General features: G+C 71.3%; 19 protein-coding genes. 7 read left to right on the top strand and 12 right to left on the bottom strand.

Annotated features, from left to right (window positions below; genetic code table 11):
• Together ACFYRY_RS37555 and ACFYRY_RS37550 are read left to right on the top strand one after the other, a co-directional pair.
• Positions 1-516, top strand: a 516-nt coding sequence (locus ACFYRY_RS37555; RefSeq protein WP_389156236.1) for an RNA-guided endonuclease InsQ/TnpB family protein, incomplete at its 5' end; no start/stop codon positions are given.
• Positions 517-531: 15 nt separating this feature from the next.
• The gene (locus ACFYRY_RS37550; protein WP_389156233.1) at positions 532-1,170 is read left to right on the top strand and encodes a Bro-N domain-containing protein; all 639 of its coding nucleotides are present in this window, start codon (positions 532-534) and stop codon (positions 1,168-1,170) included.
• 118 nt (positions 1,171-1,288) lie between these two features.
• Here ACFYRY_RS37550 and ACFYRY_RS37545 read toward each other — a convergent pair whose 3' ends face one another.
• From ACFYRY_RS37545 to pdhA (ACFYRY_RS37535), 3 genes are read right to left on the bottom strand one after another with little or no spacing between them, the layout of a single operon-like run.
• Positions 1,289-2,767, bottom strand: a complete 1,479-nt coding sequence (locus tag ACFYRY_RS37545; protein WP_389156231.1) for a dihydrolipoamide acetyltransferase family protein — start codon at positions 2,765-2,767, stop codon at positions 1,289-1,291.
• A gap of 10 nt (positions 2,768-2,777) precedes the next feature.
• Positions 2,778-3,785: an alpha-ketoacid dehydrogenase subunit beta gene (locus ACFYRY_RS37540; RefSeq protein ID WP_389156228.1), complete on the bottom strand. Its 1,008-nt coding sequence runs from the start codon at positions 3,783-3,785 to the stop codon at positions 2,778-2,780.
• Between the two features lies 1 nt (position 3,786).
• Positions 3,787-4,998 (bottom strand): pyruvate dehydrogenase (acetyl-transferring) E1 component subunit alpha, encoded by a 1,212-nt coding sequence (gene pdhA, locus ACFYRY_RS37535; RefSeq protein ID WP_389156224.1) that lies wholly within the window; start codon positions 4,996-4,998, stop codon positions 3,787-3,789.
• Positions 4,999-5,743: 745 nt separating this feature from the next.
• Between pdhA (ACFYRY_RS37535) and ACFYRY_RS37530 the strand changes: the two genes are divergently transcribed.
• On the top strand, positions 5,744-7,039 hold the full coding sequence (locus tag ACFYRY_RS37530) for a phosphotransferase (RefSeq protein WP_389156221.1): 1,296 nt from the start codon (positions 5,744-5,746) through the stop codon (positions 7,037-7,039).
• A gap of 128 nt (positions 7,040-7,167) precedes the next feature.
• Here the strand turns inward: ACFYRY_RS37530 and ACFYRY_RS37525 are convergent, their stop codons facing one another.
• Positions 7,168-8,766, bottom strand: coding sequence for a protein kinase (locus ACFYRY_RS37525; protein WP_389156218.1), 1,599 nt, complete (start codon positions 8,764-8,766; stop codon positions 7,168-7,170).
• A gap of 335 nt (positions 8,767-9,101) precedes the next feature.
• On the opposite strand from ACFYRY_RS37525, the gene ACFYRY_RS37520 reads away from it, so the two are divergent.
• Positions 9,102-10,736 (top strand): protein kinase, encoded by a 1,635-nt coding sequence (locus tag ACFYRY_RS37520; RefSeq protein WP_389156214.1) that lies wholly within the window; start codon positions 9,102-9,104, stop codon positions 10,734-10,736.
• 174 nt (positions 10,737-10,910) lie between these two features.
• On the opposite strand, the gene ACFYRY_RS37515 is transcribed toward ACFYRY_RS37520, so the two are convergent.
• The gene (locus ACFYRY_RS37515) at positions 10,911-11,453 is read right to left on the bottom strand and encodes a bacterial proteasome activator family protein (protein WP_389156211.1); all 543 of its coding nucleotides are present in this window, start codon (positions 11,451-11,453) and stop codon (positions 10,911-10,913) included.
• A gap of 493 nt (positions 11,454-11,946) precedes the next feature.
• On the opposite strand from ACFYRY_RS37515, the gene ACFYRY_RS37510 reads away from it, so the two are divergent.
• Positions 11,947-12,234, top strand: coding sequence for a hypothetical protein (locus ACFYRY_RS37510; RefSeq protein ID WP_389156208.1), 288 nt, complete (start codon positions 11,947-11,949; stop codon positions 12,232-12,234).
• Between the two features lie 2 nt (positions 12,235-12,236).
• Here ACFYRY_RS37510 and ACFYRY_RS37505 read toward each other — a convergent pair whose 3' ends face one another.
• Positions 12,237-13,217 (bottom strand): NAD(P)H-quinone oxidoreductase, encoded by a 981-nt coding sequence (locus tag ACFYRY_RS37505; RefSeq protein WP_389156205.1) that lies wholly within the window; start codon positions 13,215-13,217, stop codon positions 12,237-12,239.
• Positions 13,218-13,505: 288 nt separating this feature from the next.
• Between ACFYRY_RS37505 and ACFYRY_RS37500 the strand changes: the two genes are divergently transcribed.
• Entirely contained in the window at positions 13,506-14,564 is a 1,059-nt protein-coding gene (locus tag ACFYRY_RS37500; RefSeq protein ID WP_389156202.1) for an ATP-binding cassette domain-containing protein, read from the top strand.
• Positions 14,561-15,409 (top strand): ABC transporter permease, encoded by an 849-nt coding sequence (locus tag ACFYRY_RS37495; RefSeq protein ID WP_389156200.1) that lies wholly within the window; start codon positions 14,561-14,563, stop codon positions 15,407-15,409. The genes ACFYRY_RS37500 and ACFYRY_RS37495 overlap by 4 nt, the downstream gene beginning before the upstream one ends.
• A 61-nt stretch (positions 15,410-15,470) precedes the next feature.
• Here ACFYRY_RS37495 and ACFYRY_RS37490 read toward each other — a convergent pair whose 3' ends face one another.
• The 6 genes from ACFYRY_RS37490 to pdhA (ACFYRY_RS37465) all read right to left on the bottom strand — a co-directional run bounded on the left by ACFYRY_RS37490 (position 15,471) and on the right by pdhA (ACFYRY_RS37465) (position 22,568).
• Complete coding sequence (locus ACFYRY_RS37490) at positions 15,471-16,568, bottom strand: potassium channel family protein (RefSeq protein ID WP_389156197.1); 1,098 nt, start codon at positions 16,566-16,568, stop codon at positions 15,471-15,473.
• A complete protein-coding gene (locus ACFYRY_RS37485) occupies positions 16,565-17,962 on the bottom strand; it encodes a molybdopterin molybdotransferase MoeA (RefSeq protein ID WP_389156194.1) in 1,398 nt (465 codons plus the stop codon). The genes ACFYRY_RS37490 and ACFYRY_RS37485 overlap by 4 nt, the downstream gene beginning before the upstream one ends.
• Positions 17,959-18,945 (bottom strand): NTP transferase domain-containing protein, encoded by a 987-nt coding sequence (locus tag ACFYRY_RS37480; RefSeq protein ID WP_389156191.1) that lies wholly within the window; start codon positions 18,943-18,945, stop codon positions 17,959-17,961. The genes ACFYRY_RS37485 and ACFYRY_RS37480 overlap by 4 nt, the downstream gene beginning before the upstream one ends.
• Before the next feature lie 91 nt (positions 18,946-19,036).
• Entirely contained in the window at positions 19,037-20,431 is a 1,395-nt protein-coding gene (locus ACFYRY_RS37475; protein ID WP_389156188.1) for a dihydrolipoamide acetyltransferase family protein, read from the bottom strand.
• Positions 20,431-21,435: an alpha-ketoacid dehydrogenase subunit beta gene (locus ACFYRY_RS37470; protein ID WP_389156186.1), complete on the bottom strand. Its 1,005-nt coding sequence runs from the start codon at positions 21,433-21,435 to the stop codon at positions 20,431-20,433. Before ACFYRY_RS37470 ends, ACFYRY_RS37475 begins: the two co-directional genes overlap by 1 nt.
• Positions 21,432-22,568, bottom strand: a complete 1,137-nt coding sequence (pdhA, locus tag ACFYRY_RS37465; RefSeq protein WP_389156183.1) for a pyruvate dehydrogenase (acetyl-transferring) E1 component subunit alpha — start codon at positions 22,566-22,568, stop codon at positions 21,432-21,434. Before pdhA (ACFYRY_RS37465) ends, ACFYRY_RS37470 begins: the two co-directional genes overlap by 4 nt.
• Positions 22,569-22,601 lie beyond the last annotated feature (33 nt).

Raw genomic sequence — 22,601 nt, 5'->3', positions numbered from 1 at the left:
AAGAAGCGGCGCCGCAAGGAGGCCCGTAGGGCCAAGGACATCAACCACAAGATCGCGAAACATGTGGTGGCCGAGGCAGAACGCACCGGTCGCGGAATCGCCCTGGAGGACCTGACGGGCATCCGCGAACGGGTACGGCTTCGCAAGCCCCAACGGGCCACCCACTCCAGCTGGGCCTTCGCCCAGCTGGGGCAGTTCATCGCGTACAAGGCCCGCAAGGCGGGGGTGCCGGTGGTGTACGTCGATCCGGCGTACACCTCCCGCACCTGCGCCGAATGCGGGCACATCGACAAGACGAACCGGGTCTCCCAGGCCTGGTTCGCGTGCCGGAACTGCGGATTCGTTGATCACGCAGACCGGAACAGCTCCCGCAACATCCGTGCCAGAGCATGGGAGTTGTGGCGACGCGGGGCGCAGTCAACCGCCCCAGGCCCACGTCCCGAACCGGAGCGTGCGACAGGACGCAAACGCAGCACCACAGCCAGTGGCGCCCTTTGTGCAAGCCCGGGACTTTAATCCCGGGTCGTTGACATGATCGAACCCAGCAAGCGACGCAACGCCCCCGAACAGCGGGACGCGATCGACGTCAGCGACTTCGTCTACGCGGCGACCGGAGCGCGGGTGCGCCGGCTGACGATGCCGGACGGGACCCACTGGTTTCCTGCGGTGGATGTCTGCAAGGAGTTGGGGCACACCAACTCGAGGAAGGCGCTCGCCGACCATGTGCCTGACGCGCACCGAGAGATGCTCGAGACCGTAACTGGAGGTTACGGTCTCAGCCTTCCCGCAGGTAGGAAGGCCACGCTCGCCGTACAGCAGGCCATGGTCCGGGCGATGGAACGCATCGCGGACCGTCTCGACGCCCTCGTCCTCGAACGCCGGGCGCCCGGCGGCCGCCTCACGGTGCCGCCCACCACGGAGTCCCTGCTGGCCGACTGGCGGCACCGGCTGTCCGTGACGGAGGACGTGTGGACGGTGGCCGTGGTGATCGCCCCGGTCCTCGTCGAAGAGGGTGAACTCCGCGAGCCGCTCGAAACGATCGCGGCCCGTACGGGACTTCCGGTGCGCCGCGTCAACGAGTGCCTCCGCCTGCTGCAGAAGCACGCCTGCATCCGCTCGCAGGGCGGTACGGGGGACGGGGCGCCGGTCTACGTCCTGAACCAGGCCTGACAGGTCTGAGAGAGAAGGACGGCGGGAGAAGGACAGAGGGAGAAGGTCGGAGGGGGCGGTCGCAAACCAAAGTTGCGGCCGACCCCTCCGAGCCCCCGAGACTACCCTGTGACGCGCATCACGCCCAACTGATCAACCTCTTGGGCTGTTCCAGAATCGCCGCCACGTCCGCCAGCACCTTCGACCCCAGCTCCCCGTCCACCAGACGGTGGTCGAAGGAGAGGGCCAGGGTGGTGACCTGGCGGGGCTTCACCTTGCCCTTGTGGACCCACGGCTGGAGCCTGATCGCGCCGACCGCGAGGATCGCGGACTCGCCGGGGTTGAGAATCGGCGTGCCCGTGTCTACGCCGAAGACGCCGACGTTGGTGATCGTCACCGTGCCGCCCTGCATCGCGGCGGGCGATGTCCTGCCCTCACGTGCCGTCGAGACCAGCTCGCCGAGGGCTTCCGCCAGTTGCGGGAGCGTCTTGGCCTGCGCGTCCTTGATGTTCGGCACGATCAGGCCACGCGGGGTGGCCGCCGCGATACCGAGGTTCACGTAGTGCTTGACCACGATCTCCTGGGCCGCCTCGTCCCAGGACGCGTTGACATCCGGGTTGCGTTTGATCGCGACCAGCAGGGCCCTGGCGACCAGCAGCAACGGGTTGACCCGCAGGCCCTGGAGCTCCTTGTCCTGCTTGAGCTCCTCGACCAGCCTCATCGTCCGGGTCACGTCGACCGTCACGAACTCCGTGACATGCGGCGCCGTGAAGGCCGAGCCGACCATCGCCGCGGCCGTCGCCTTGCGGACGCCCTTGACCGGAATGCGCGTCTCACGGGCGGTGTCGTACGTCGGCGCCGGAGCCGGTGTCCGCACACTGGTGGGCGTCTCGACAACCGGCTCGGGAGTGGGCGCGGGCGCCACCGCCGCGTGCACGTCCTCCCGGGTGATCACGCCGTCCGGGCCGGACGGGACGATCGTCGCCAGGTCGACGCCCAGGTCCTTGGCGAGCTTGCGCACCGGCGGCTTGGCCAGCGGACGCGGCCTCACGGCGGCGGCGGTGCCGTGGCCGTTCAGCTCCGCGTGGTGCGCCGTCGGCGCCTCCTGGACCTGGATCTCCGGGCCCTTGCGGGGGCGGCGCTTGGTGGAGGACGTCGCCACGCCGTAGCCGACGAGCACCGGCTGACGGCCGGAGCCCGCCGGGCTCTTCTCCTCGGACTTCCCGGCTTGGGACTTCTGCTCTGCGGGCTCCTGCTCGGCGGGCTCCTGCTCCGCGGAGGCCGGAGCCTTCACCGAGGTGGAAGCCGCAGCCGGGGCCGACGCCGCCGCGCCCGACGCCGCGGCCGGAGCAGCGCCGCCCGCGACGTCGACCGCGATGATCGCCGTGCCCACGTCCACCGTGCTGCCCTCGGCGAAGCGGAGTTCCCGCACGACCCCGTCGTAGGGGATCGGCAGTTCCACGGCCGCCTTCGCGGTCTCGACCTCGCAGACCACCTGACCGTCCGTCACCGTGTCGCCGGGCTGGACGTACCACTTGAGGATCTCTGCCTCGGTGAGCCCTTCGCCCACGTCCGGCATCTTGAACTCGCGTACGGACGCTTCCGTCATCGTCGTCACGACCCTCTCCTCAGTACGCCAGGGCACGATCGACGGCGTCGAGCACCCGGTCCAGGCCCGGCAGGTACTCCTCCTCCAGGCGCGCCGGCGGATACGGGGCGTGATAGCCGCCGACCCTCAGCACCGGGGCCTCCAGGTGGTAGAAGCAGCGCTCCGTGATCCGGGCGGCGATCTCCGCGCCGGAGCCGAAGAACACCGGGGCCTCATGGACCACCACCAGACGGCGGGTCTTCTCCACCGACGTCTGGATCGAGTCGAAGTCCAGCGGCGACACCGAGCGCAGGTCCAGGACTTCCAGGGACTTGCCCTCCTCGGCGGCGGCGTCGGCCACCTCCTGGCAGAGCTTCACCATCGGGCCGTAGGCGACGAGGGTCAGGTCCGTGCCCTGGCGGACGACGCTCGCCTTGTGCAGGGGGCCGGGGATCGCCTCGGCGTTGACCTCGCCCTTGTCCCAGTAGCGCCGCTTGGGCTCGAAGAAGATCACCGGGTCGTCGCTCTGGATGGCCTGCTGCATCATCCAGTACGCGTCGGACGCGTTCGACGGGGAGACCACCTTCAGGCCCGACACATGCGCGAAGAGCGCCTCGGGGGACTCCGAGTGGTGCTCCACCGCGCCGATGCCGCCGCCGTACGGGATGCGGACGACGACCGGGAGCTTGACCTTGCCGAGGGAGCGGGCGTGCATCTTCGCGAGCTGCGTGACGATCTGGTCGTACGCCGGGAAGACGAAGCCGTCGAACTGGATCTCCACGACCGGGCGGTAGCCGCGCAGGGCGAGACCGATCGCCGTGCCGACGATGCCGGACTCGGCGAGGGGGGTGTCGATGACGCGGCTCTCGCCGAAGTCCTTCTGCAGGCCGTCCGTCACCCGGAAGACGCCGCCTAGCTTGCCGACGTCCTCGCCCATGACGAGGACCTTGGGGTCGGACTCCAGGGCCGCGCGCAGCGACTCGTTGATCGCCTTCGCGATCGCCATGCTCTTCGCGGTCGCCGCTGTGGACGTCACGGTTGTGGCCATCTCAGTTTCCCCCCTCGGTGTCCGCGAACGACGCCTGGTAGGCGGCGAACTGCGCTCGCTCCTCGTCCACGAGCGCGTGCCCGTCCGCGTACACGTTCTCGAAGATGGCGAAGTGGTCCGGGTCCGGCATGGCGCGGACCGCTTCGCGCACTCGCCTGCCCAACGCCTCGCTCTCCGCCTCCAGTTCCGCGAAGAATCCCTCGTCCGTGTGGTTTGAGGCCTCCAGGTAGCGGCGAAGGCGCAGGATCGGGTCCTTCGCCTCCCAGGCCTCACGCTCCTCGTCGGCCCGGTACTTGGTCGGGTCGTCGGAGGTGGTGTGGGCGCCCATGCGGTAGGTGAAGGCCTCCACCAGGGTCGGGCCCTCGCCGCTGCGGGCGCGCTCCAGCGCCCACTTGGTGACCGCGAGACAGGCCAGTACGTCGTTGCCGTCGACGCGGACGCCCGGGAAGCCGTAGCCCTGCGCGCGCTGGTAGAGCGGTACGCGGGTCTGCCTCTCGGTGGGCTCCGAGATCGCCCACTGGTTGTTCTGGCAGAAGAACACCACAGGGGCGTTGTAGACCGAGGAGAAGGTGAAGGACTCGGCGACATCGCCCTGGCTGGAGGCGCCGTCGCCGAAGTAGGCGATGACCGCGGAGTCCGCGCCGTCCTTGGCGACGCCCATCGCGTAGCCCGTGGCGTGCAGCGTCTGGGAGCCGATGACGATGGTGTAGAGGTGGAAGTTGTTGCTGTTGGGGTCCCAGCCGCCGTTGTTCACGCCGCGGAACATGCCGAGGAGGTTGGTCGGGTCGACGCCCCGGCACCAGGCGACGCCGTGCTCGCGGTAGGTCGGGAAGACGTAGTCGTCCTCCCGGGTGGCGCGGCCGGAGCCGATCTGGGCGGCCTCCTGGCCGAGCAGGGAGGCCCACAGGCCGAGCTCGCCCTGGCGCTGCAGGGAGGTTGCCTCGGCGTCGAAGCGACGGGTGAGCACCATGTCGCGGTACAGGCCGCGGAGGTCTTCGGGGGTGATGCCGGCGACGTACTTGTCGTAGTCGGCGTTCTTGACGCGCTTGCCCTCGGGCGTCAGCAGCTGGACGAGCCCGGGCTCGCCACTTGGCGAATTCTTTGCGGTCGCCGAGGGCTTCTTGGCGGTCGTTCGTTTGCCGGCCGTGCTTTTAGTACCGGTCGTACCCGCGCTGCGTCGCGGTGTGCGCGCGGCAGTGCTCTCCACGGTCACGTGTGCTCCTCCGTCGGTCCGGCTACCCGGGTTCGCCGGGCGCCAGTGCGGCTCGCCCGTTGCCTCACGAGCGCACGGGGTGGGTGCGGCTCGTTCGGAACGGGCGTGACAGGTTGCCCCGGCGAGCGCCCTGCACCAAGGCACGTTACCCAGTGCTCCACAATTCTGTGAAACCCCTCCTGACCTGCGTTTTTGCTTGGATTTCCAAGTAAAAATCGCAAAATCGGGAACAGTTCCTGGTCACAGCCTTGCAGGGGGCCGGAACAACGGCACGTTATCCCGGTGACCCAGCTCACGGGAAGAGCCATCGAGGGCGGGTCCACAAGCCCTGCGCGAAAGCCACCGCCTGCGCGAATCCGGAAGAACCACGCGTTTCCCCTGGTCGGCCTACAGCCATACGGTGGCCCGCCGAGTCGCGCTCGAACGCCTGCCCGAGAAGAGGGACATGAGGTCGTCGAACAGACAGTCGGCGAGGTCGACGCGGCGGCCGACGCGACGGCACAGATCCGGCCATCCGGAGGAACGGCCCGCAGCGGCCCTCCGCGGCGGCCCTCCGCGGCGGCCCTCCGCGGCGGCCCTCCGCGGCGGCACCGCCGACAGGCCAGGCCGGGCGCGGGGGTCGACTCCGGGACCCGAGCCCCTTGCTTCAAGGGAAGGGCACTTCGAGCTCACCCTGTGACCGAAAGCGACTGTCTGTGACAACGCCCAGCTCAGGGGCCCCGTGAGTGCCCTAGCATCGGGCAGCGTGCCGCGCTCTTGTGTACCACCCCCCACGCCCTGCGAGCCCCCGTTGGGCGCCCTCCTCCGCCAGTACGCCGCCGGGTCCGCCCTCACCTGCGAGCCCGTCGTCCAGGGGCTGCTCAACGGCGGCTACCGCCTGTGCACGACCCGCGGCCGCTACTTCCTCAAGCACCACTTCGACCCCGAGACCGCCGCCCCGGACGCGATCGCCCGCCAGCACCGGGCCACCCAGCGCCTCGCCGACCTGGGCGTCCCGGTGGCGCCCCCGCTCACCGGCCGCGACGGGCGCACGTTCGCGATCGTCGGCGGCCACGCCTACGCCCTCCACCCGTGGATCGACGGTTGCCACCGACACGGCGGTCAGCTCACCACCGCGCAGTGCGCGCGGCTCGGGTCCCTGCTCGGGACGGTGCACGCGAGCCTGGAACACGTGATGCCGACACAGGCACGGGCCCGCACGAGGGGGTGGACGCCGGTCGAGAGCCCAGGTACGGGTGCGTACGGCACCCTTGGGGCACGCATCCCGGCCCCCCGCCCGTCCACCGCACCGCAGGCCCACGGCACCGACCGGCGCGCCTCCCGTGCGACGGCGTACCGCAGCGACCCGCGTCCGTCGGCGCCGCCCCCGCGGGCCCCGGGCGCCCCCGTACCGCCCGCACCGATCCCCCCGGCCGCCGCGTCACCCGCGTCGTCCCCGTACGTCTGCGAGCCGTCCGCCCCCGGCCCTCGCCCGCTGAGCGCCGACCCCGCCGACACCTTCACCCTCATCGACGAGCTGCTCGGCCGCGTGCACCGGCACCGGCCCGCCGACTCCTTCGACGAACTGGCCCGGTACCGGCTCCTGGAGCGGCGGGCGCTGCTGGAGCGGCACGCCGACCGGCGACCTCCGCGCGGCGCCTCGGTGGGCTGGGTGCACGGGGACTTCCACCCCTTCAACCTGCTCTACAAGGGGGACGCCCCGGCGGCGATCGTCGACTGGGACCGCCTCGGCGTGAAACCCCGCGCGGAGGAGGCCGTACGGGCCGCCGCGATCTTCTTCGTGCTGCCCGTCGGCGCTCTCGACCTGCCGAAGGTACGGGCCTACGCACGCGCGTACCGGCGTACGGCCGGCGCCACGCCCTCACAGCTCGCGGCCGCCGTGCACCGCGTGTGGTGGGAGCGACTGAACGACTTCTGGATGCTGCGCTGGCACTACGAGCGCGGCGACACCCGCGCGGACCCCCAGTTCCCGGCGGCCTCGGCGCTCGCGGTGTGGTGGACCGGTCGGTACGACGCGGTGTGCGACGCGTTCACGGACTGAGGACGGCTGCGGACAGACGACTGAGGACAGACGGCTGAGGACAACAGCACGCGCGCGTCGAGCCCGTTTCCGGGTCGTACGCGCGCGTGCCGTGTCGTGTCGGGTGCCGCGCCGAGCGGGGCAGGCGGTCAGGTCCCGCCGTCGCCACCCTCGGTACCGCCCAGGGCGCCGGAAACGGTGCCGCCGCTCGGGTCCGGCGGATCGGCCGTCGGCTCGTCCGTCGGCGCCTCGGTGGTCGGGTTCCCCGTCGGGCCCGAGGTCGTCGGATTGTCCGTCGGATCGTCGGTCGGGCCCTGTGTCTGCGGCTGTGTCGGGGTGTAGGACGGCTTGTACGACGGCGTGTAGTCCGGATTGGAGCCGGTGCCCGTTCCCCCGCCCGTGCCGTCGTCCGTGCTCGTGTCGGTCGGCTCTTCGCTCGCGTCGTCGGTCGGTGTCTCGTCGGCCGTCTTCTTGTCGGCGGTCTTCGACGTGGTCGGCGAGGTGGTGGTGCTGGGTTCGTTGCTGTCCCCGGCGCCGTTCTGGAGCGCCAGCGCCACACCGGCCGCGATGGCGATCACCGCGAGGACGGCGAGGATCCACAGCTTGCCGCGGCCACCGCCCCGGTTGCCGTTGCCCTCGAAGCCGCCGTCGTCCCCGCTGCCGTAGCCGGAGGGCAGGATCTGCTGCGGGATCTGCGCAGTGCCGGAGACGTCACCGGGGTGCGGCAGCACGGAGGTGCCGGCGAGGCCCGCCGCCGGGGTGCTGCGGCCGTCGTGCACGGCGACATGGCCGGTGTTCCAGGTACCGGTGTGGCCGCCCTGCTCGTACAGCATCTGCAGGCCGTACTGGACCAGGCCGCGCATCTCCTCGGCCGTCTGGAAACGGTCGTCGGGCTCCTTGGCGAGGGAGCGCATGACCAGCCCGTCGAGCTCCGGCGGGACGGCCTCGGAGACCTCGGACGGGGGCTTCGGAATGTCCTGGACGTGCTGGTAGACGACCGACAGCGGGGTCTCACCGGTGAACGGCGGCCGCAGCGCGAGAAGTTCGTAGAGGAGGCAGCCCGTCGCGTAGAGGTCGGAGCGGTGGTCGACGGCCTTGCCGAGCGCCTGCTCCGGGGAGAGGTACTGCGGGGTGCCCATGACCATGCCGGTCTGGGTCATCGTCGTGGACGCGCCGTGCAGCGCGCGGGCGATGCCGAAGTCCATCACCTTCACGGCGCCGTTGTGGGTGATGATGACGTTGGCCGGCTTGATGTCGCGGTGCACGATGCCGTGCTGGTGCGAATAGGCGAGTGCCTCCAGGACACCCGAGACGATGATCAGGGCCTGCTCGGGCCCGGGCGCCTCGGCGTTCAGGAGCAGGTCGCGGATCGTGCGCCCCTCGACGATCTCCATCACGATGTACGGCACGGACTGGCCGCCGACGAAGTCCTCGCCGGAGTCGTACACGGCGACGATCGCGTGGTGGTTGAGGCCCGCGACGGACTGGGCCTCGCGTGTGAAGCGGGCCTTGGAGGTCGGGTCCTCGGCAAGGTCGGCGCGCAGCAGCTTGACCGCCACGGTGCGTCCGAGGCGTACGTCCTCGGCCGCGAACACCTCGGCCATGCCGCCCCGGCCGAGTCTGCGGGTCAGCCGATATCGGCCGTCCCCGACCAGTCCGCCGTTCCCCCACATCTCCGGCGCATCTGACATCCCGCCGCCAGTCGCCTCGGGGTCGGACGGGCCCTGAGCGCGCTGCTGCTGTGCCATCAGTCCTCGCCGTCGTTTCTGCCCGCGGTGCGCGCGGTGTTGTTACGGGTCTCCGTCGGCCACGCTACAGCCTCCGCGCAAGCCGCCGATCCGGGAAGACCCCGGGAACCGGCCCGACGCGGACCGGCCATCAAACCGTTATCAAGTACCGACGTGCAAATTGTGTGTACCGGCCGTACGCCTGCTGTAACGCTTGCGCGACCTTTCTCTCTCGTACGGTCACGGAACGGGCACCGCGCTTGACGTGTCCGTGCCCTCCGGCAGACTTGGCCGTAAATGCACTTTGGATCAACGGCACGCATCGGCGCTTGAGGGCCTACGGGGGACGCAGAGAGATGAGCCAGGACGGCGCTCAGGGCCGGTACACGGGGCGGGCGATCGCCGGCGGCCGCTATCAGCTGCGCGACTTGCTCGGTGAGGGCGGTATGGCCTCGGTGCACCTCGCGTACGACTCGGTGCTCGACCGGCAGGTCGCGATCAAGACACTTCACACCGAGCTCGGTCGCGAACAGGCCTTCCGCGAGCGCTTCCGCCGCGAGGCCCAGGCCGTGGCCAAGCTCACTCACACCAACATCGTCTCCGTCTTCGACACCGGTGAGGACGACCTGGACGGCACGACGATGCCGTACATCGTCATGGAGTACGTCGAGGGCCTGCCGCTCGGTTCGGTGCTGAACACGGACGTGCGGCAGTACGGCGCGATGCCCGCCGACAAGGCGCTGAAGATCACCGCGGATGTGCTGGCGGCGCTGGAGATCAGTCACGAGATGGGGCTGGTCCACCGGGACATCAAGCCGGGCAACGTGATGATGACCAAACGCGGGGTCGTCAAGGTGATGGACTTCGGCATCGCGCGCGCCATGCAGTCCGGCGTCACCTCCATGACCCAGACCGGCATGGTGGTCGGCACCCCGCAGTACCTCTCCCCGGAGCAGGCGCTGGGACGCGGTGTGGATGCCCGCTCCGACCTCTACTCCGTCGGCATCATGCTGTTCCAGCTGGTCACCGGGCGTCTGCCGTTCGACGCGGACTCGCCGCTGGCGATCGCGTACGCGCACGTCCAGGAGGAGCCGGTCGCTCCTTCGTCGATCAACCGCGCCCTGCCCCCGGCGGTGGACGCGCTGGTCGCCCGCGCGCTGAAGAAGAACCCCAACGAACGTTTCCCGAGCGCCGAGGCCATGCGCGACGAGTGCCTGCGCGTGGCCGCGTCCTTCCAGGCCGCCGCGCCGAGCATCGTGCCCGGTTCGCCGACGCAGAGCGGCGCGGGCGTCGGTTCCGCGGTGTTCCCGCCGGTCGACCAGACACCGCCGCCCCAGGGCAACGTCCAGACGCCGTACCAGCCGACGCCGAATCCCTACGGTGCCCCGGCCCCGTCGGCGCACTCCCCGGCGTACGGCTATCCGCAGCAGCACGGTTACCAGACGCCGGGCCCGGCCGGGTACGCCCCGCAGCAGGGCCCGTCGACGCCACCGCCGTACAACCTCACGCCACAGACGGCGGTCGCCTCCCCGGGCGGCGGCGGCAAGGGCAACAAGCCGGTGATCATCGGTTCGATCGTCGTCTCGCTGGTCGCCGTCGGGGGACTGATGGCGGCGCTGCTGATGAACAGTGGCGGCAGTGACGACGCGGGCGGGGACACCAGTGCCAGCCCGTCGGCCTCGGCGACCAAGGCGGCGGGTTACCGCGGGCCGGACACGACGAAGACGATCGAGACGACCGAGTGCACCGAACCGGAGGAGTCGTACAACGACCCCAAGCAGGTGCGGATGCCGAACTTCCAGTACAAGAACTGGGACTCGGTTCTGGCATGCCTGAGGGCGGCGGGCTGGACCTACACCAGGAACAAGGTGGACGAGAACACCTTCGGTGACGGCGCCGTGATGAAGCAGTTCCCCGAGCAGGGGACCGACTTCGATCCGAAGAAGCCGCCGAAGATGCAGTTCGACGTGTCCACCGGCAACCCCTCCTGATCGCGAAGACGCGGGCGGGGGCAGAGGCAGACATGGGCAGGCAGGGACAGGCAGGGACAGGCTGAGACAGGCCGAAGCTCAAGGGCCCGGCAGCACTGGCTGCCGGGCCCACTTCTCAGGTACGGCCGATTTACGGGTACGGCCGCTTACCGGTGGCCGGATACGTACAGCCGCTTACAGGTACGGCCCACCCGAGCGGCCGCCCGCGCGCGGGTCGTCGGTGTCCTCGTGGCCGCCGACACCCGGCGGGAGGGCCCGGCGCATCTGCTCCAGCTGGGCGCGGGCCGCCATCTGCTGGGCGAACAGCGTGGTCTGGATCCCGTGGAAGAGCCCTTCCAGCCAGCCGACCAACTGCGCCTGCGCGATCCGCAGTTCCGCGTCGCTCGGGGTCGAGTCGTGCGTGAAGGGCAGGGAGATCCGCTCCAACTCCTCGACGAGCTCCGGAGCCAGGCCGTCTTCCAGTTCCTTCACGGAGCTGGCGTGGATCTCCTTGAGCCGCGCCCGGCTCGCCTCGTCCAGAGGTGCCGCGCGGACCTCTTCCAACAGCTGCTTGATCATGCTTCCGATCCGCATGACCTTCGCCGGCTGCTCCACCATCTCCGTCACCGGAACCTCGCGGGAGTCCTCGTCGCCTCCGCCGCCGAGAGCCATTCCGTCCTGACCCAAGACCAGGATCTGGGGCTTCTCCGGCGACTGTTCGTTCCTCGGCATCTCCATGCCGCCATTCTCTCGCACCACTCCATCTCATCAGCGTGGTGCCCCCGATAAGGACTGATCCACCTTCTGGGGCCGTTGTCCTCCCCCTGGCCCAACCCAGAATGCCGGTTCAGTCACTAAAAGTCATGATTGTTCCGTGACTCCATGGGTGCGAGCGACGGTACTGCTCATTGCCGTGGGGACGGGCGCCCCCATCGCTCCCCCGATTCCTTCGCCGTCCGCCTCCTCCTCCTCAGGCTCCGCCACCGCCTCGCCCTCCGGTTCCGCCTCGTCGTCCAGTTCCTCCTCCGCCGCTGCCTCCGGCCACCCGTCGGGCTCCGTTCCCGCGCACGGGCCGCCGCGTGGCACCGCCTCGGCGTCCGTCGTCCCCTCTCCCTCCGCCGCCGCGCCCTCGCTGGCGGGGAGCAGGGCGGGCGAGGGACGGGAGCGGCCGGGGCGGCGGGAGCCGGTGGAATCGGATCCGGCGGAACCCGCCGCGGTGGAACCAGGTGCGGTGGAATCGGAACCGGCAAGGGAGGACGAGGATGTCCCGGACGCCGAGGAGGGTGTGGGCGGCGACCCCGACGGCCAGGCGGACGGTGGGGCCACCGCCGTACCGCAAGCTTCTCGGGAGCCCACCCGCATGCCCTCCGTGGCGCCGACGCGGGGCGCGGGCCGGGCCGACGAGCGTCCCGCCGAGCCACGACTGCGGTTCCTGCCCCTGGGCGGCGGGCTGATCCTCGTCGGACTCGGCCTGGGCCTCGCCTTCATCGCGCTCCGGGTCCGGCGGGGGACCTCCTGACGCTACGGCGTGACGAGCAGGACCTTGCCGATGTGGCCGCTCTCCTCCACCACCCGGTGGGCGGCGGCCGCGTCACTCATCGGGAGCGCGCGGTCGACGATCGGACGTACCTGGCCGGAGCCGAGCAGCGGCCACACGTGCTCGCGTACGGCCGCCACGATCGAGGCCTTCTCATCGAGCGGGCGGGCCCTGAGCGAGGTCGCGCTGACGGCGGCCCGCTTGGACAGGAGGGTGGCGATGTTCAGCTCGGCCTTGATGCCGCCCTGCATGCCGATGATCGCGAGCCTGCCGTTGACGGCGAGGGCCCGCACATTGCGGTCGAGGTACTTGGCACCCATGTTGTCGAGGATGACGTCGGCGCCCGCGCCGTCGGTGGCCGCCCTGACCTCTTCCACGAAGTCCTGGTCCCGGTAGTTGATCAGGACGTCGGCACCCAGCTCCGCGCAGCGCTCCAGCTTCTCCCTGGTGCCCGCGGTCACCACGACCTTGGCACCGACGGCCTTGGCGAGCTGGATCGCCATCGTCCCGATGCCGCTGGAACCGCCGTGCACGAGCAGCGTCTCGCCGGGGCGGAGGTGGGCGACCATGAAGACGTTCGACCAGACCGTGCAGACCACCTCCGGCAGCGCCGCAGCCTGCCCGAGGTCGATGCCCTTCGGCAGGGGCAGCAGCTGGCCGGCGGGGACGGCGACCTTCTCCGCGTAGCCGCCGCCCGCGAGCAGCGCGCACACCTCGTCGCCGACGGACCAGCCGGAGACACCGGGGCCGAGTTCGGCGATCCGCCCGGAGCACTCCAGGCCGGGATAGGGGGACGAGCCGGGCGGTGGGTCGTAGAAGCCCTGACGCTGCAGGATGTCGGCGCGGTTGACGGCACTGGCCGTCACCTCGACCAGCACCTCGCCCTCGCCGGGCACAGGATCCGGGACCTCGGCCCACACCAGCGCCTCGGGCCCACCAGGTTCGGGAATCGTGATCGCATGCATGAAGGGGACGCTACCCCCAGGCCCCGGGCGTGACCCTCCGGGTCATCGACGCTTCGGCATCGCTGTGGCTGTTCCTGGTCTCGGGGCCCGTGCCGGCCTCGTGGGTCTCCCGGCCGGGACCATCGTCTCCTAGTTCTCCTGGCCCCTGCCGGCTCCGTCTCCGGTCGGGCCGGGCCGGGCCTGCGCCCTTCGGCCGGTCCACCGCAAAACCCGGTGCCTGACCGATGAGTTTGCGGGACGGTAAAGGTCTCCCCATGCGTCACCCATGAGCGCGGAAGGACACCCACCATGAGCCAGCACACGTCCAGCCTGGCCATCGAGACCGCAGGCCTGGTGAAGACGTTCGGCGAGACACGGGCCGTCGACGGAGTCGACCTCGCGGTGCCGGCCGGCACGGTCTACGGCGTTCTCGGCCCGAACGGCGCCGGCAAGACGACCACCGTGAAGATGCTCGCCACCCTGCTGCGACCGGACGGCGGCCAGGCCCAGGTCTTCGGCCACGACGTCGTGCGTGAGGCGGACGAGGTCCGTGGCCGGGTCAGTCTCACCGGCCAGTACGCGTCGGTGGACGAGGACCTCACGGGCACCGAGAACCTGATCCTGCTGGGCCGCCTGCTCGGCCACGCCAAGAAGGCCGCGCGGGAGCGGGCCGGGCAGCTGCTGGAGGCCTTCGGTCTCACGGACGCGGGCGCGAAGCAGGTCAAGCACTACTCGGGCGGCATGCGGCGCCGTATCGACATCGCCGCCTCCATCCTCAACACCCCGGACCTGCTGTTCCTCGACGAGCCGACGACCGGCCTCGACCCGCGCAGCCGCAACCAGGTGTGGGAGATCGTCCGCGCGGTCGTCGCCCAGGGCACCACCGTGCTGCTGACCACGCAGTACCTCGACGAGGCCGACCAACTGGCGTCCCGGATCGCCGTCATCGACCAGGGCAAGGTGATCGCCGAGGGGACCAAGGGCGAGCTGAAGGCGTCCGTGGGCTCCGGTTCCGTACATCTGCGACTGCGTGACCCGGCTCAGCGGCCCAAGGCCGAGCAGGTGCTGCGGCTGGCCCTGGACACGGACGTGCAGCTCGAGCCCGACCCGGTGGCGCTGACGGCCCGCGTCGGGGCGGTCGCGGCGAACGGACAGGGCGCGGCCGAGCAGGCCGCCCGGGCGCTCGCCGAGCTGGCTCGCGGCGGGATCGTCGTCGACAACTTCTCCCTGGGCCAGCCCAGCCTGGACGAGGTGTTCCTCGCCCTCACCGGACACGACACCCACGAGACCAGCGGCGTCCCGAACGACTCCGACGGCTCCAACGGCTCCGACGACACCGACGACTCGAAGGACGAGGTGGCCGCATGAGCACCGCGACGACCACGGAGACCAAGGACCTGGCCCCGGTCAGGGCCGAATCCCTCGCCGCGCTGCTGGTCGCCGGGGAGCGGCCGCCGCGGCCCAGCGCGCTGTCGGCCTCGCTGACCTTCGGCTGGCGGGCCATGCTCAAGATCAAGCACGTGCCGGAGCAGCTCTTCGACGTCACGGCGTTCCCGATCATGATGGTGCTGATGTACACGTATCTCTTCGGGGGCGCCCTGGCCGGGTCCCCGAAGGAGTACATCCAGTTCCTGCTGCCCGGCATCCTGGTGATGTCGGTCGTGATGATCACGATGTACACGGGTGTCTCGGTGAACACCGACATCGAGAAGGGCGTCTTCGACCGCTTCCGGTCGCTGCCCATCTGGCGGCCGTCGACGATGGTCGGCTATCTCCTCGGCGACGCCCTTCGCTACACCATCGCCTCGATCGTGATGCTCACGGTCGGCCTGATCCTCGGCTACCGCCCGGGCGGCGGGGTCGGCGGCGTCCTCGCCGGAATCGCTCTGCTGGTCGTGTTCTCGTTCGCGTTCTCGTGGATCTGGACGATGTTCGGGCTGATGTTGCGCACCGAGAAGTCGGTGATGGGCGTCAGCATGATGGTGATCTTCCCGCTGACGTTTCTGTCCAACGTCTTCGTCGACCCGAAGACCATGCCGGGCTGGCTGCAGGCCTTCGTCAACAACAGCCCTGTGACCCATGTGGCGTCGGCGGTACGCGGTCTGATGGGGGGTGACTGGCCGGCCGGCGAGGTCGCCTGGTCGCTGGGCTGGGCGGGCCTGCTGCTGGCGGTCTTCGGGCCGATCACGATGCGGCTGTACAACCGCAAGTGACCGACCCCGGGCTGACCGTCGGCCCGGTGCCGACGGTCAGCCCGGGAAAGCGAGCGGGCGGTCAGTCCTGGGGAAGCGGGCGGGCGTCGGGGGCGATCTGGCTGCCCGGCGTCGCCCGCACGATCGTGATCAGCCGGTCCGTCAGTTCCAGTGTCCCGACCGCCGGATCGTCGTACCCGAGCACGCGGTGCCCGCGTACGACGCTCACCACCAGGTCTTCGGTCTCCCGCGCCCGCTTGCCCACTTCGGCCTTGATGACCGGTCGTTCGATGATGTCGAGCCCGCTGCCCTGCTGGATCAGGTCCTCCATCACCATGCCGGCCGCGGGACTGAGCACGGACAGCCCGAGCAGCCGTCCGGCCGCGCTGGCGCTGGTGATCACCGCGTCGGCGCCGGACTGCTTCAGCAGCGGCGCGTTCTCCTCCTCGCGCACGGCGGCCACGATCTTCGCGCCCTTGTTGAGCTGCCGGGCCGTCAGCGTCACCAGGACCGCGGTGTCATCGCGCTGGGTCGCGATGATGATCTTCCGCGCCTTGTGCACCTCGGCCCGCTTCAGCACCTCGCTGCGGGTGGCGTCCCCGACGACACCCGCGTAGCCCTCCGCGGTCGCGGCGTCGATCGCCTTGCCGCTGGGGTCGACCACCACGACCTGCTCTTTCTTCAGGCCCGTCGCACAGACGGTCTGGATCGCCGACCGGCCCTTGGTTCCGAAGCCGACGACGACGGTGTGGTCGCGCAAGGTGGACCTCCAGCGGGTGAGCCGCCATTCCTCCCGGGTGCGTTCGGTGAGGACTTCGAGCGTGGTGCCGACCAGGATGATCAGGAACAGCACGCGCAGGGGGGTGACGACGAAGATGTTGGTGAGCCTGGCGGCATCACTGACCGGGGTGATGTCGCCGTAGCCGGTGGTGGACAGGGTGACGGTCGCGTAGTACCAGGCGTCGAGGAAGTCGACCGAGCCGTCGGAGTTGTCGTTGTAGCCGTCGCGGTCGACGTAGACGATCAGAGCGGTCGCCACGAGAACCAGCAGGGCCATCGACAGCCGTTTGGCCACCTGTCGGAACGGGTGCTCCACCACGGTGCGCGGGAGCTTCACCCGCTGGGTCACGAGATGTTCGTCCGCCTGCCGGGCGATCGCGTCATGGCCCGGAAGTTTCACGTGAAACACACCCCGATCCCGGCACTCGCCCACGGCAGATCGAGGAGTTCGCTCTCCTGACCAGGGTGCGAGCCGCCGGGCGGTACGACGGCCAGGGCGTCGGCCGCCGCGATGCCCCGCAGCATCGCCGGGCCGTTGTAGTGCAGCGGCACGGCCCGGTCACCGCGCAGGACGACGGGGATGAGCCGGGTGTCGTACGGGTGCCCGTGCACCTCGTCCTGGAGCGGCAGCGTGTACGACTCCGGGGCGGGCCGCGCCGCGAGGGCCCGTAGCAGCGGCTCGGCGAGGGTGAGCAGGCCGGAGACGGCCGCCAGAGGATTGCCGGGCAGGCCGACGAGGTGCTGGTTCTCCTTGGTGCGGGCCAGCAGCATGGGGTGACCGGGACGCACCTTGACGCCGTCCACCAGGAGTTCGGCGTCGATGCGGCGCAGGGTGGGATGGACGTGGTCGACGGGGCCCGCGGCGGTGCCGCCAGTGGTGACGATCAGGTCGGCGTCGCTGGTGGTGATCGCCTTGTGCAGGGCGTCGGCGTGGTCACCGAGTCGTCGTACGGCGATGACCTCGGCACCCAGCGCACGCAGCCAGGGCGGGAGCATCGGGCCGAGTGCGTCACGGATCAGCCCGTCGTGCGGAGTGCCCTCGGTGAGCAACTCGTCGCCCAGGACGATCACGTCGACACGGGGGCGGGGGACGACGGCGAGGGTGTCGTATCCGGCGGCCGCGGCGAGCCCCAGCACCGCCGGCGTCACCAGGGCGCCGGCCGGGAGGAGTTGGTCGCCGCTGCGGCACTCCTGCCCACGCGGCCGGATGTCCTGGCCGTGCGCCGCCTCGCGGGCGGGATGCAGACGGCCCTTGTCGTCGGTACGGCCGTGCTCGCTGCGCAGGACCGCGGTGGTGTCCGGGGGGACGCGGGCCCCGGTGGCGATCCGGACGGCCTCGCCGTCGGTGAGCGGCTCGGGCTCGGCATGCCCGGCAAGAACGTTGTCGTCCCGGACGTCCCAGGGGCCGGGGCCGGCCACCGCCCAGCCGTCCATCGCGGAGGTGTCGAAGGAGGGCAGGTCGGTGAGGGCGGCGAGCGGCGCGGCCAGGGTGAGGCCGAGGGCGTCGTCGAGGGGGACCGAGACGGGGGCGCGGCGGGCGCCGCGGGTGGTGCGACCGGCCCGTTCGGCGATCGCGCGGGCCTCGGGCCACGGGGTGGCCCGGTGGCGGGCTCCCGGCTTGTGCCCCGACGGGTGAGCGGCACCGTGCGGGTCGCTGTGGTGGCCGTCCTGCGTGCCGGGCGCTGGTACCTGGCCACCGGCGGAGTGCCCGTGGTGCTCGTTCACGAGGGCGAGTACCTCCTCGACGTCGAGGTCCTCGGCGTCCTCACCGGCCCGGGTGGCCCGGGCGGTCATCCGGCGTCCGGGGCCGCGTCGGACGCTGCGTCGGACGTGGCGTCGGACGTGGCGTCGGTCCCCTCGTCGGCCCACCGCAGGGCGAGGGCGGCCGCCTTGCGGGACGCCTCTGCCACCGCCTCCGGTCCGCCGCCGGCCCGTGCGGCCGCGTAGCCGACCAGGAAGGTGGTCAGCGGGGCCGCGGGCCGCGCCACGCCGTGGGCGGCGTCGCGGGCGAGGTCGAGCAGCGCTCCGGTGTCGACGTCGAGGTCGATGCCCAGTTCGTCCCTGACTGCGGTAATCCATTCATCCAACACGTTCCTATGCTCCCTGATGCGTGCCCTGGCGGTGGCGATGTCGTCCCAGGTGTCGCAGTCGAAGGAAGCGACGGGGTCGGGGACGCGGGTGAGGTCGAGCCCGGCGGTCAGCCGGCGCAGCGGAAGTCCGGTGAGGCCGCCGCTCTCGGCGGGGCCGCCCTTGACCGGCATTCCGCCCAGCGCGGTCAGCTCCCGGCGCAGTGCGGAGGTGCGGTACGCGGCCACGAGCGGCTGGTCGCGGCCGTCGGTGTCGGTGAGCAGCACGCCCTCGGCGCCGCTGGTCCCCAAGGTGGTCAGCAGTCGCCGTACCGGCTCCTCGGTCAGGAAGGGCAGGTCGGCGGAGAGGACCACGACGTGCTGGGCCGTGGTGTACCGCAGCCCGGCGTAGAGCGCGGCCACCGGTCCGCCGCCGGGCGGCCTCTCGCGTGCCCAGGTCACGGGGCGGACGGTCGGCCGTGGATCGGCGACGACGACGGTGGTACGGGCGTCGGCGCAGGCGGCGAGCACCCGGTCGAGCAGTGCGCGCCCGCCCACCCGCATCCCGGGTTTGTCCGCACCACCGAGCCGCCGGGCGGCACCTCCGGCGAGCACGACGGCGTCGAATGCGGTCACCCCCCGAGTATGCGTGCCGCGGCGATCACAGGGAACGCGGGGAGGCGGCGGAACCGGGGAGTCGCGGCGGTCCATCGTGAGCTCAGCGGAACCAAGGCCCCGTCAGAACTCGGTCTCTCGGGTCGGGGCGAGGCGCGGACGGCGGCCGGGCACGGTCAAGGTGCCGTCACAACGTGCGCAGCAGGACTGCGGGCTGTTCCACGCAGTCCGCCACGTACCGCAGGAAGCCGCCGGCCGTGCCACCGTCGCACACCCGGTGATCGAAGGTGAGTGAGAGCTGGACGACCTGCCGCACCGCCAGCTCGCCCTCGTGCACCCACGGCTTGGGGACGATCCGGCCGACGCCGAGCATGGCCGCCTCCGGGTGGTTGATGATCGGTGTGGAGCCGTCCACGCCGAACACGCCGTAGTTGTTCAGGGTGAAGGTGCCGCCGGTGAGTTCCCGGGGCGTGAGGGTGCCGGCGCGGGCCGCCTCGGTGAGCCGGGCGAACTCCGCGGTGAGGGACTCCGCGTCCCGGGTGTGCGCGTCCCGGACCACGGGGACCACCAGACCTCGCTCGGTCTGGGCGGCGAACCCGAGGTGGACCTGGTCGAGCCGGACGACTTCCCTGGCCTCCGTGTCGACCGTGGAGTTGAGCTCGGGCCAACGGGCAAGGGCCGAGGTGCAGATCCGGGCGAGCAGGGCGAGGAGGGAGATCTTCGGACCGTCGGAGGCGTTCATCGCCGTACGCGCCCGCATCAGCTCCGTCGCGTCGGCGTCCACCCAGCAGGTGGCGTCCGGTATCTCCCGTCGGCTGCGGGACAGCTTGTCGGCCACGGCGCCGCGGATGCCCTTGAGGGGGACGCGGGTGCCGGCGGGGGAGGGGGCGGTCGTGGTGGCGGATGCGGTCGCCGCAGGTGGAACGGGGGCGGCCGTCTGCGCGGGTGCCATCTGCGGCTCGGCCGTCGGGGTGGCGGGGCGGGCGGTGGCGGCCAAGGCCCGCAGCGCGTACTCCACATCCGCTCGCAGGATCAGCCCGTCGGGCCCGGAGCCGCTGAGTTCCCGCAGGTCCAGGCCGTTGACGCGGGCCAGCCTGCGGACCAGGGGGGAGATCACGGGCACCGGCCCGTCCGCCATGTCGGCCCCGTCCGCCACCTCGGGCGCACCGACCTGGCCGTTCGCCGCCCCGAAGACGCCGGTCGGCGCCGCTGCCCGGCCTGCCGGGGCGGGCGTCGGCTGTCCCTGGCGCACCCGGCGTCGCCGCGCGGGTGCCTCGGAGGTGCCGTAGCCCACCAGCACGTTCCCGGAGCCCTCGGTCTGGACGTCGGAGGCCGGCTCGCCCACCGCCACGGTGATCAGCGGCGCCCCGACGGGCAGTTCGGTGCCCTCCTCGCCGAAGCGGGCGGTGACCACACCGCCGTAGGGACAGGGCACCTCGACCATCGCCTTGGCCGTCTCGACCTCGACGACCGGCTGGTCCACGGCGACGACCTCGCCGACCTGGACCAGCCAGCGCACGATCTCCGCCTCGGTGAGCCCCTCCCCGAGGTCGGGCAGCTTGAACTCCAGCACCTGTGCCATCAGCTCTCGGCCTCCCATTGCAGGCGCCCCACGGCGTCCAGGATCCGGTCCACGCCGGGCAGGTGATGACGCTCCAGCATCGGCGGCGGGTAGGGGATGTCGAACCCGGCCACGCGCAGCACCGGGGCCTCCAGGTGGTGGAAGCACCCTTCCGTGACGCGGGCCGCGATCTCCCCGCCCGGGCCGCCGAAGCCGCCCGACTCGTGTACGACGACCGCTCGCCCGGTCCGCCGTACCGAGGCGCAGACTGTCTCGTCGTCGAACGGCACCAGGGAGCGCAGGTCGACGACTTCGAGGTCCCAGCCTTCCTCCCGGGCCGCCTCGGCGGCTTCGAGGCAGACGGGCACGGACGGTCCGTACGTGATCAGCGTGGCGCTCCGGCCCGAGCGCCGCACCATCGCGCGGCCGATCGGTTCAACGGTCGCCGGCTCCTCGGGGTTCCAGGAGTCCTTCGACCAGTACAGACGCTTGGGTTCCAGGAAGACGACCGGGTCGTCGGAGGCGATGGCGGCGCGCAGCAGTCCGTAGGCGTCGGCGACGGTCGCGGGCGTGACGACATGGAGCCCCGGAGTGGCCATGTAGTACGCCTCGGACGAGTCGCTGTGGTGCTCGACGCCGCCGATGCCGCCGCCGTAAGGGACGCGGATGGTGAGCGGGAGCGGCATCGCGCCCCGGGTGCGGTTGCGCATCCGGGAGACATGGCTGATGAGCTGCTCGAACCCGGGGTAGGCGAACGCGTCGAACTGCATCTCCACGACCGGGCGCAGCCCGTACATCGCCATGCCGACGGCGGTGCCGAGGATGCCCGCCTCGGCCAGCGGGGTGTCCGTGCAGCGGGCCTCGCCGAACTCCTGGGCGAGGCCGTCGGTGACCCGGAAGACACCGCCGAGGGTGCCGACGTCCTCGCCCAGGACGTGCACGGCCGGGTCGGCGGCCATCGCGTCGCGCATCGCTCGCGTGAGGGCCTGCGCCATGGTGGCCGGTTTGAGGGCGACGGTGGTCATCGGTGCGGGCCTTCCTGCTCGGCCTCCAGCTCGGCCCGCAACTGGTCGCGCTGCTCACGCAGTTGCGGGGTGGGCTCGGCGTAGACGTGGGCGAACAGGTCCATGGGGTCCAGCGCCGGGTCCTGGTTCATGCGGGCGCGCAGGTCCGCTGCCATGCTCTCGGCGGCTTCACGGGCGGACCGTATGTCGTCCTCGTCGAGGAGGCCGCGTTCGGTCAGCTCGTGTTCCAGGAGGGCGATCGGGTCGTGTCCGCGCCAGGTCTCGACCTCGGTGTCCTGCCGGTAGCGGGTGGCGTCGTCGGCGTTGGTGTGGGCGTCGACGCGGTACGTGATCGCCTCGACCAGCGTGGGACCGCCTCCGGCGCGCGCATGGCGTACGGCGTCGGCGAGGACCTCGTGCACGGCGGCCACGTCGTTGCCGTCGACCAGGCGGCCGGGCATCCCGTAGCCGACGGCCTTGTGGGCCAGCGACGGGGCCGCGGTCTGCTTGGCGAGCGGTACGGAGATCGCGAAGCCGTTGTTCTGCACCAGGAAGACGACCGGGGCCTGCCAGACGGCGGCGAAGTTCAGTGCCTCGTGGAAGTCGCCCTCGCTGGTGCCGCCGTCGCCGACCATGGCCAGCGCGACCACGTCGTCGCCCTTGAGGCGGGCGGCGTGCGCGAGACCGACGGCGTGCGGCAACTGGGTGGCGAGCGGGGTGCACAGGGGGGCCACGCGGTGTTCGCGCGGGTCGTAGCCGGTGTGCCAGTCGCCGCGCAGCAGCGTGAGGGCCTGGACGGGGTCCACGCCACGCGCCACCGCGGCCAGGGTGTCGCGGTAGCTGGGGAACAGCCAGTCGCGTTCCTCCAGGACCAGCGCGGCGGCGACCTCGCAGGCCTCCTGGCCGGTGCTGGAGGGATAGACGGCCAGCCGGCCCTGCTTGGTGAGGGCGGTGGCCTGCGCGTTGTAGCGGCGGCCGCGGACCAGTTCGGCGTGCAGCCGGCGCAACAACCCGGGGTCGGCGTCCTCGGCCGCCTCCGTGCCGAGGACGCGGTACGGCTCAGCGTCGGGCAGCAGCGGCGCGGGGTCCGTGCGGGGCTGCCAGGCGGGCGGCGGCGATGGCCGGTACGCGCCCCGCTGCTCCATGACCGTCATAGCGGCACCTCCTCGTGGGAGCGGCTTCAGACG

The organism is Streptomyces sp. NPDC005263, assembly GCF_042872365.1.
GTDB lineage: Bacteria > Actinomycetota > Actinomycetes > Streptomycetales > Streptomycetaceae > Streptomyces.
The sequence above is the reverse complement of the archived record's forward strand: the minus strand, read 5'-3'. Positions and strand labels throughout refer to the sequence as shown.

What these genes read in the sequence shown, in the direction of transcription:
- ACFYRY_RS37485 (WP_389156194.1), bottom strand. Translation starts at nt 17,962, where the DNA reads ATGACCGCCCGGGCCACCCGGGCCGGTGAGGACGCCGAGGACCTCGAC.
- ACFYRY_RS37470 (WP_389156186.1), bottom strand. Translation starts at nt 21,435, where the DNA reads ATGACCACCGTCGCCCTCAAACCGGCCACCATGGCGCAGGCCCTCACG.
- ACFYRY_RS37525 (WP_389156218.1), bottom strand. Translation starts at nt 8,766, where the DNA reads ATGGCACAGCAGCAGCGCGCTCAGGGCCCGTCCGACCCCGAGGCGACT.
- ACFYRY_RS37550 (WP_389156233.1), top strand. Translation starts at nt 532, where the DNA reads ATGATCGAACCCAGCAAGCGACGCAACGCCCCCGAACAGCGGGACGCG.
- ACFYRY_RS37515 (WP_389156211.1), bottom strand. Translation starts at nt 11,453, where the DNA reads ATGGAGATGCCGAGGAACGAACAGTCGCCGGAGAAGCCCCAGATCCTG.
- ACFYRY_RS37475 (WP_389156188.1), bottom strand. Translation starts at nt 20,431, where the DNA reads ATGGCACAGGTGCTGGAGTTCAAGCTGCCCGACCTCGGGGAGGGGCTC.
- ACFYRY_RS37520 (WP_389156214.1), top strand. Translation starts at nt 9,102, where the DNA reads ATGAGCCAGGACGGCGCTCAGGGCCGGTACACGGGGCGGGCGATCGCC.
- pdhA (WP_389156183.1), bottom strand. Translation starts at nt 22,568, where the DNA reads ATGACGGTCATGGAGCAGCGGGGCGCGTACCGGCCATCGCCGCCGCCC.
- ACFYRY_RS37480 (WP_389156191.1), bottom strand. Translation starts at nt 18,945, where the DNA reads ATGGACCGCCGCGACTCCCCGGTTCCGCCGCCTCCCCGCGTTCCCTGT.
- ACFYRY_RS37540 (WP_389156228.1), bottom strand. Translation starts at nt 3,785, where the DNA reads ATGGCCACAACCGTGACGTCCACAGCGGCGACCGCGAAGAGCATGGCG.
- ACFYRY_RS37505 (WP_389156205.1), bottom strand. Translation starts at nt 13,217, where the DNA reads ATGCATGCGATCACGATTCCCGAACCTGGTGGGCCCGAGGCGCTGGTG.
- ACFYRY_RS37495 (WP_389156200.1), top strand. Translation starts at nt 14,561, where the DNA reads ATGAGCACCGCGACGACCACGGAGACCAAGGACCTGGCCCCGGTCAGG.
- ACFYRY_RS37500 (WP_389156202.1), top strand. Translation starts at nt 13,506, where the DNA reads ATGAGCCAGCACACGTCCAGCCTGGCCATCGAGACCGCAGGCCTGGTG.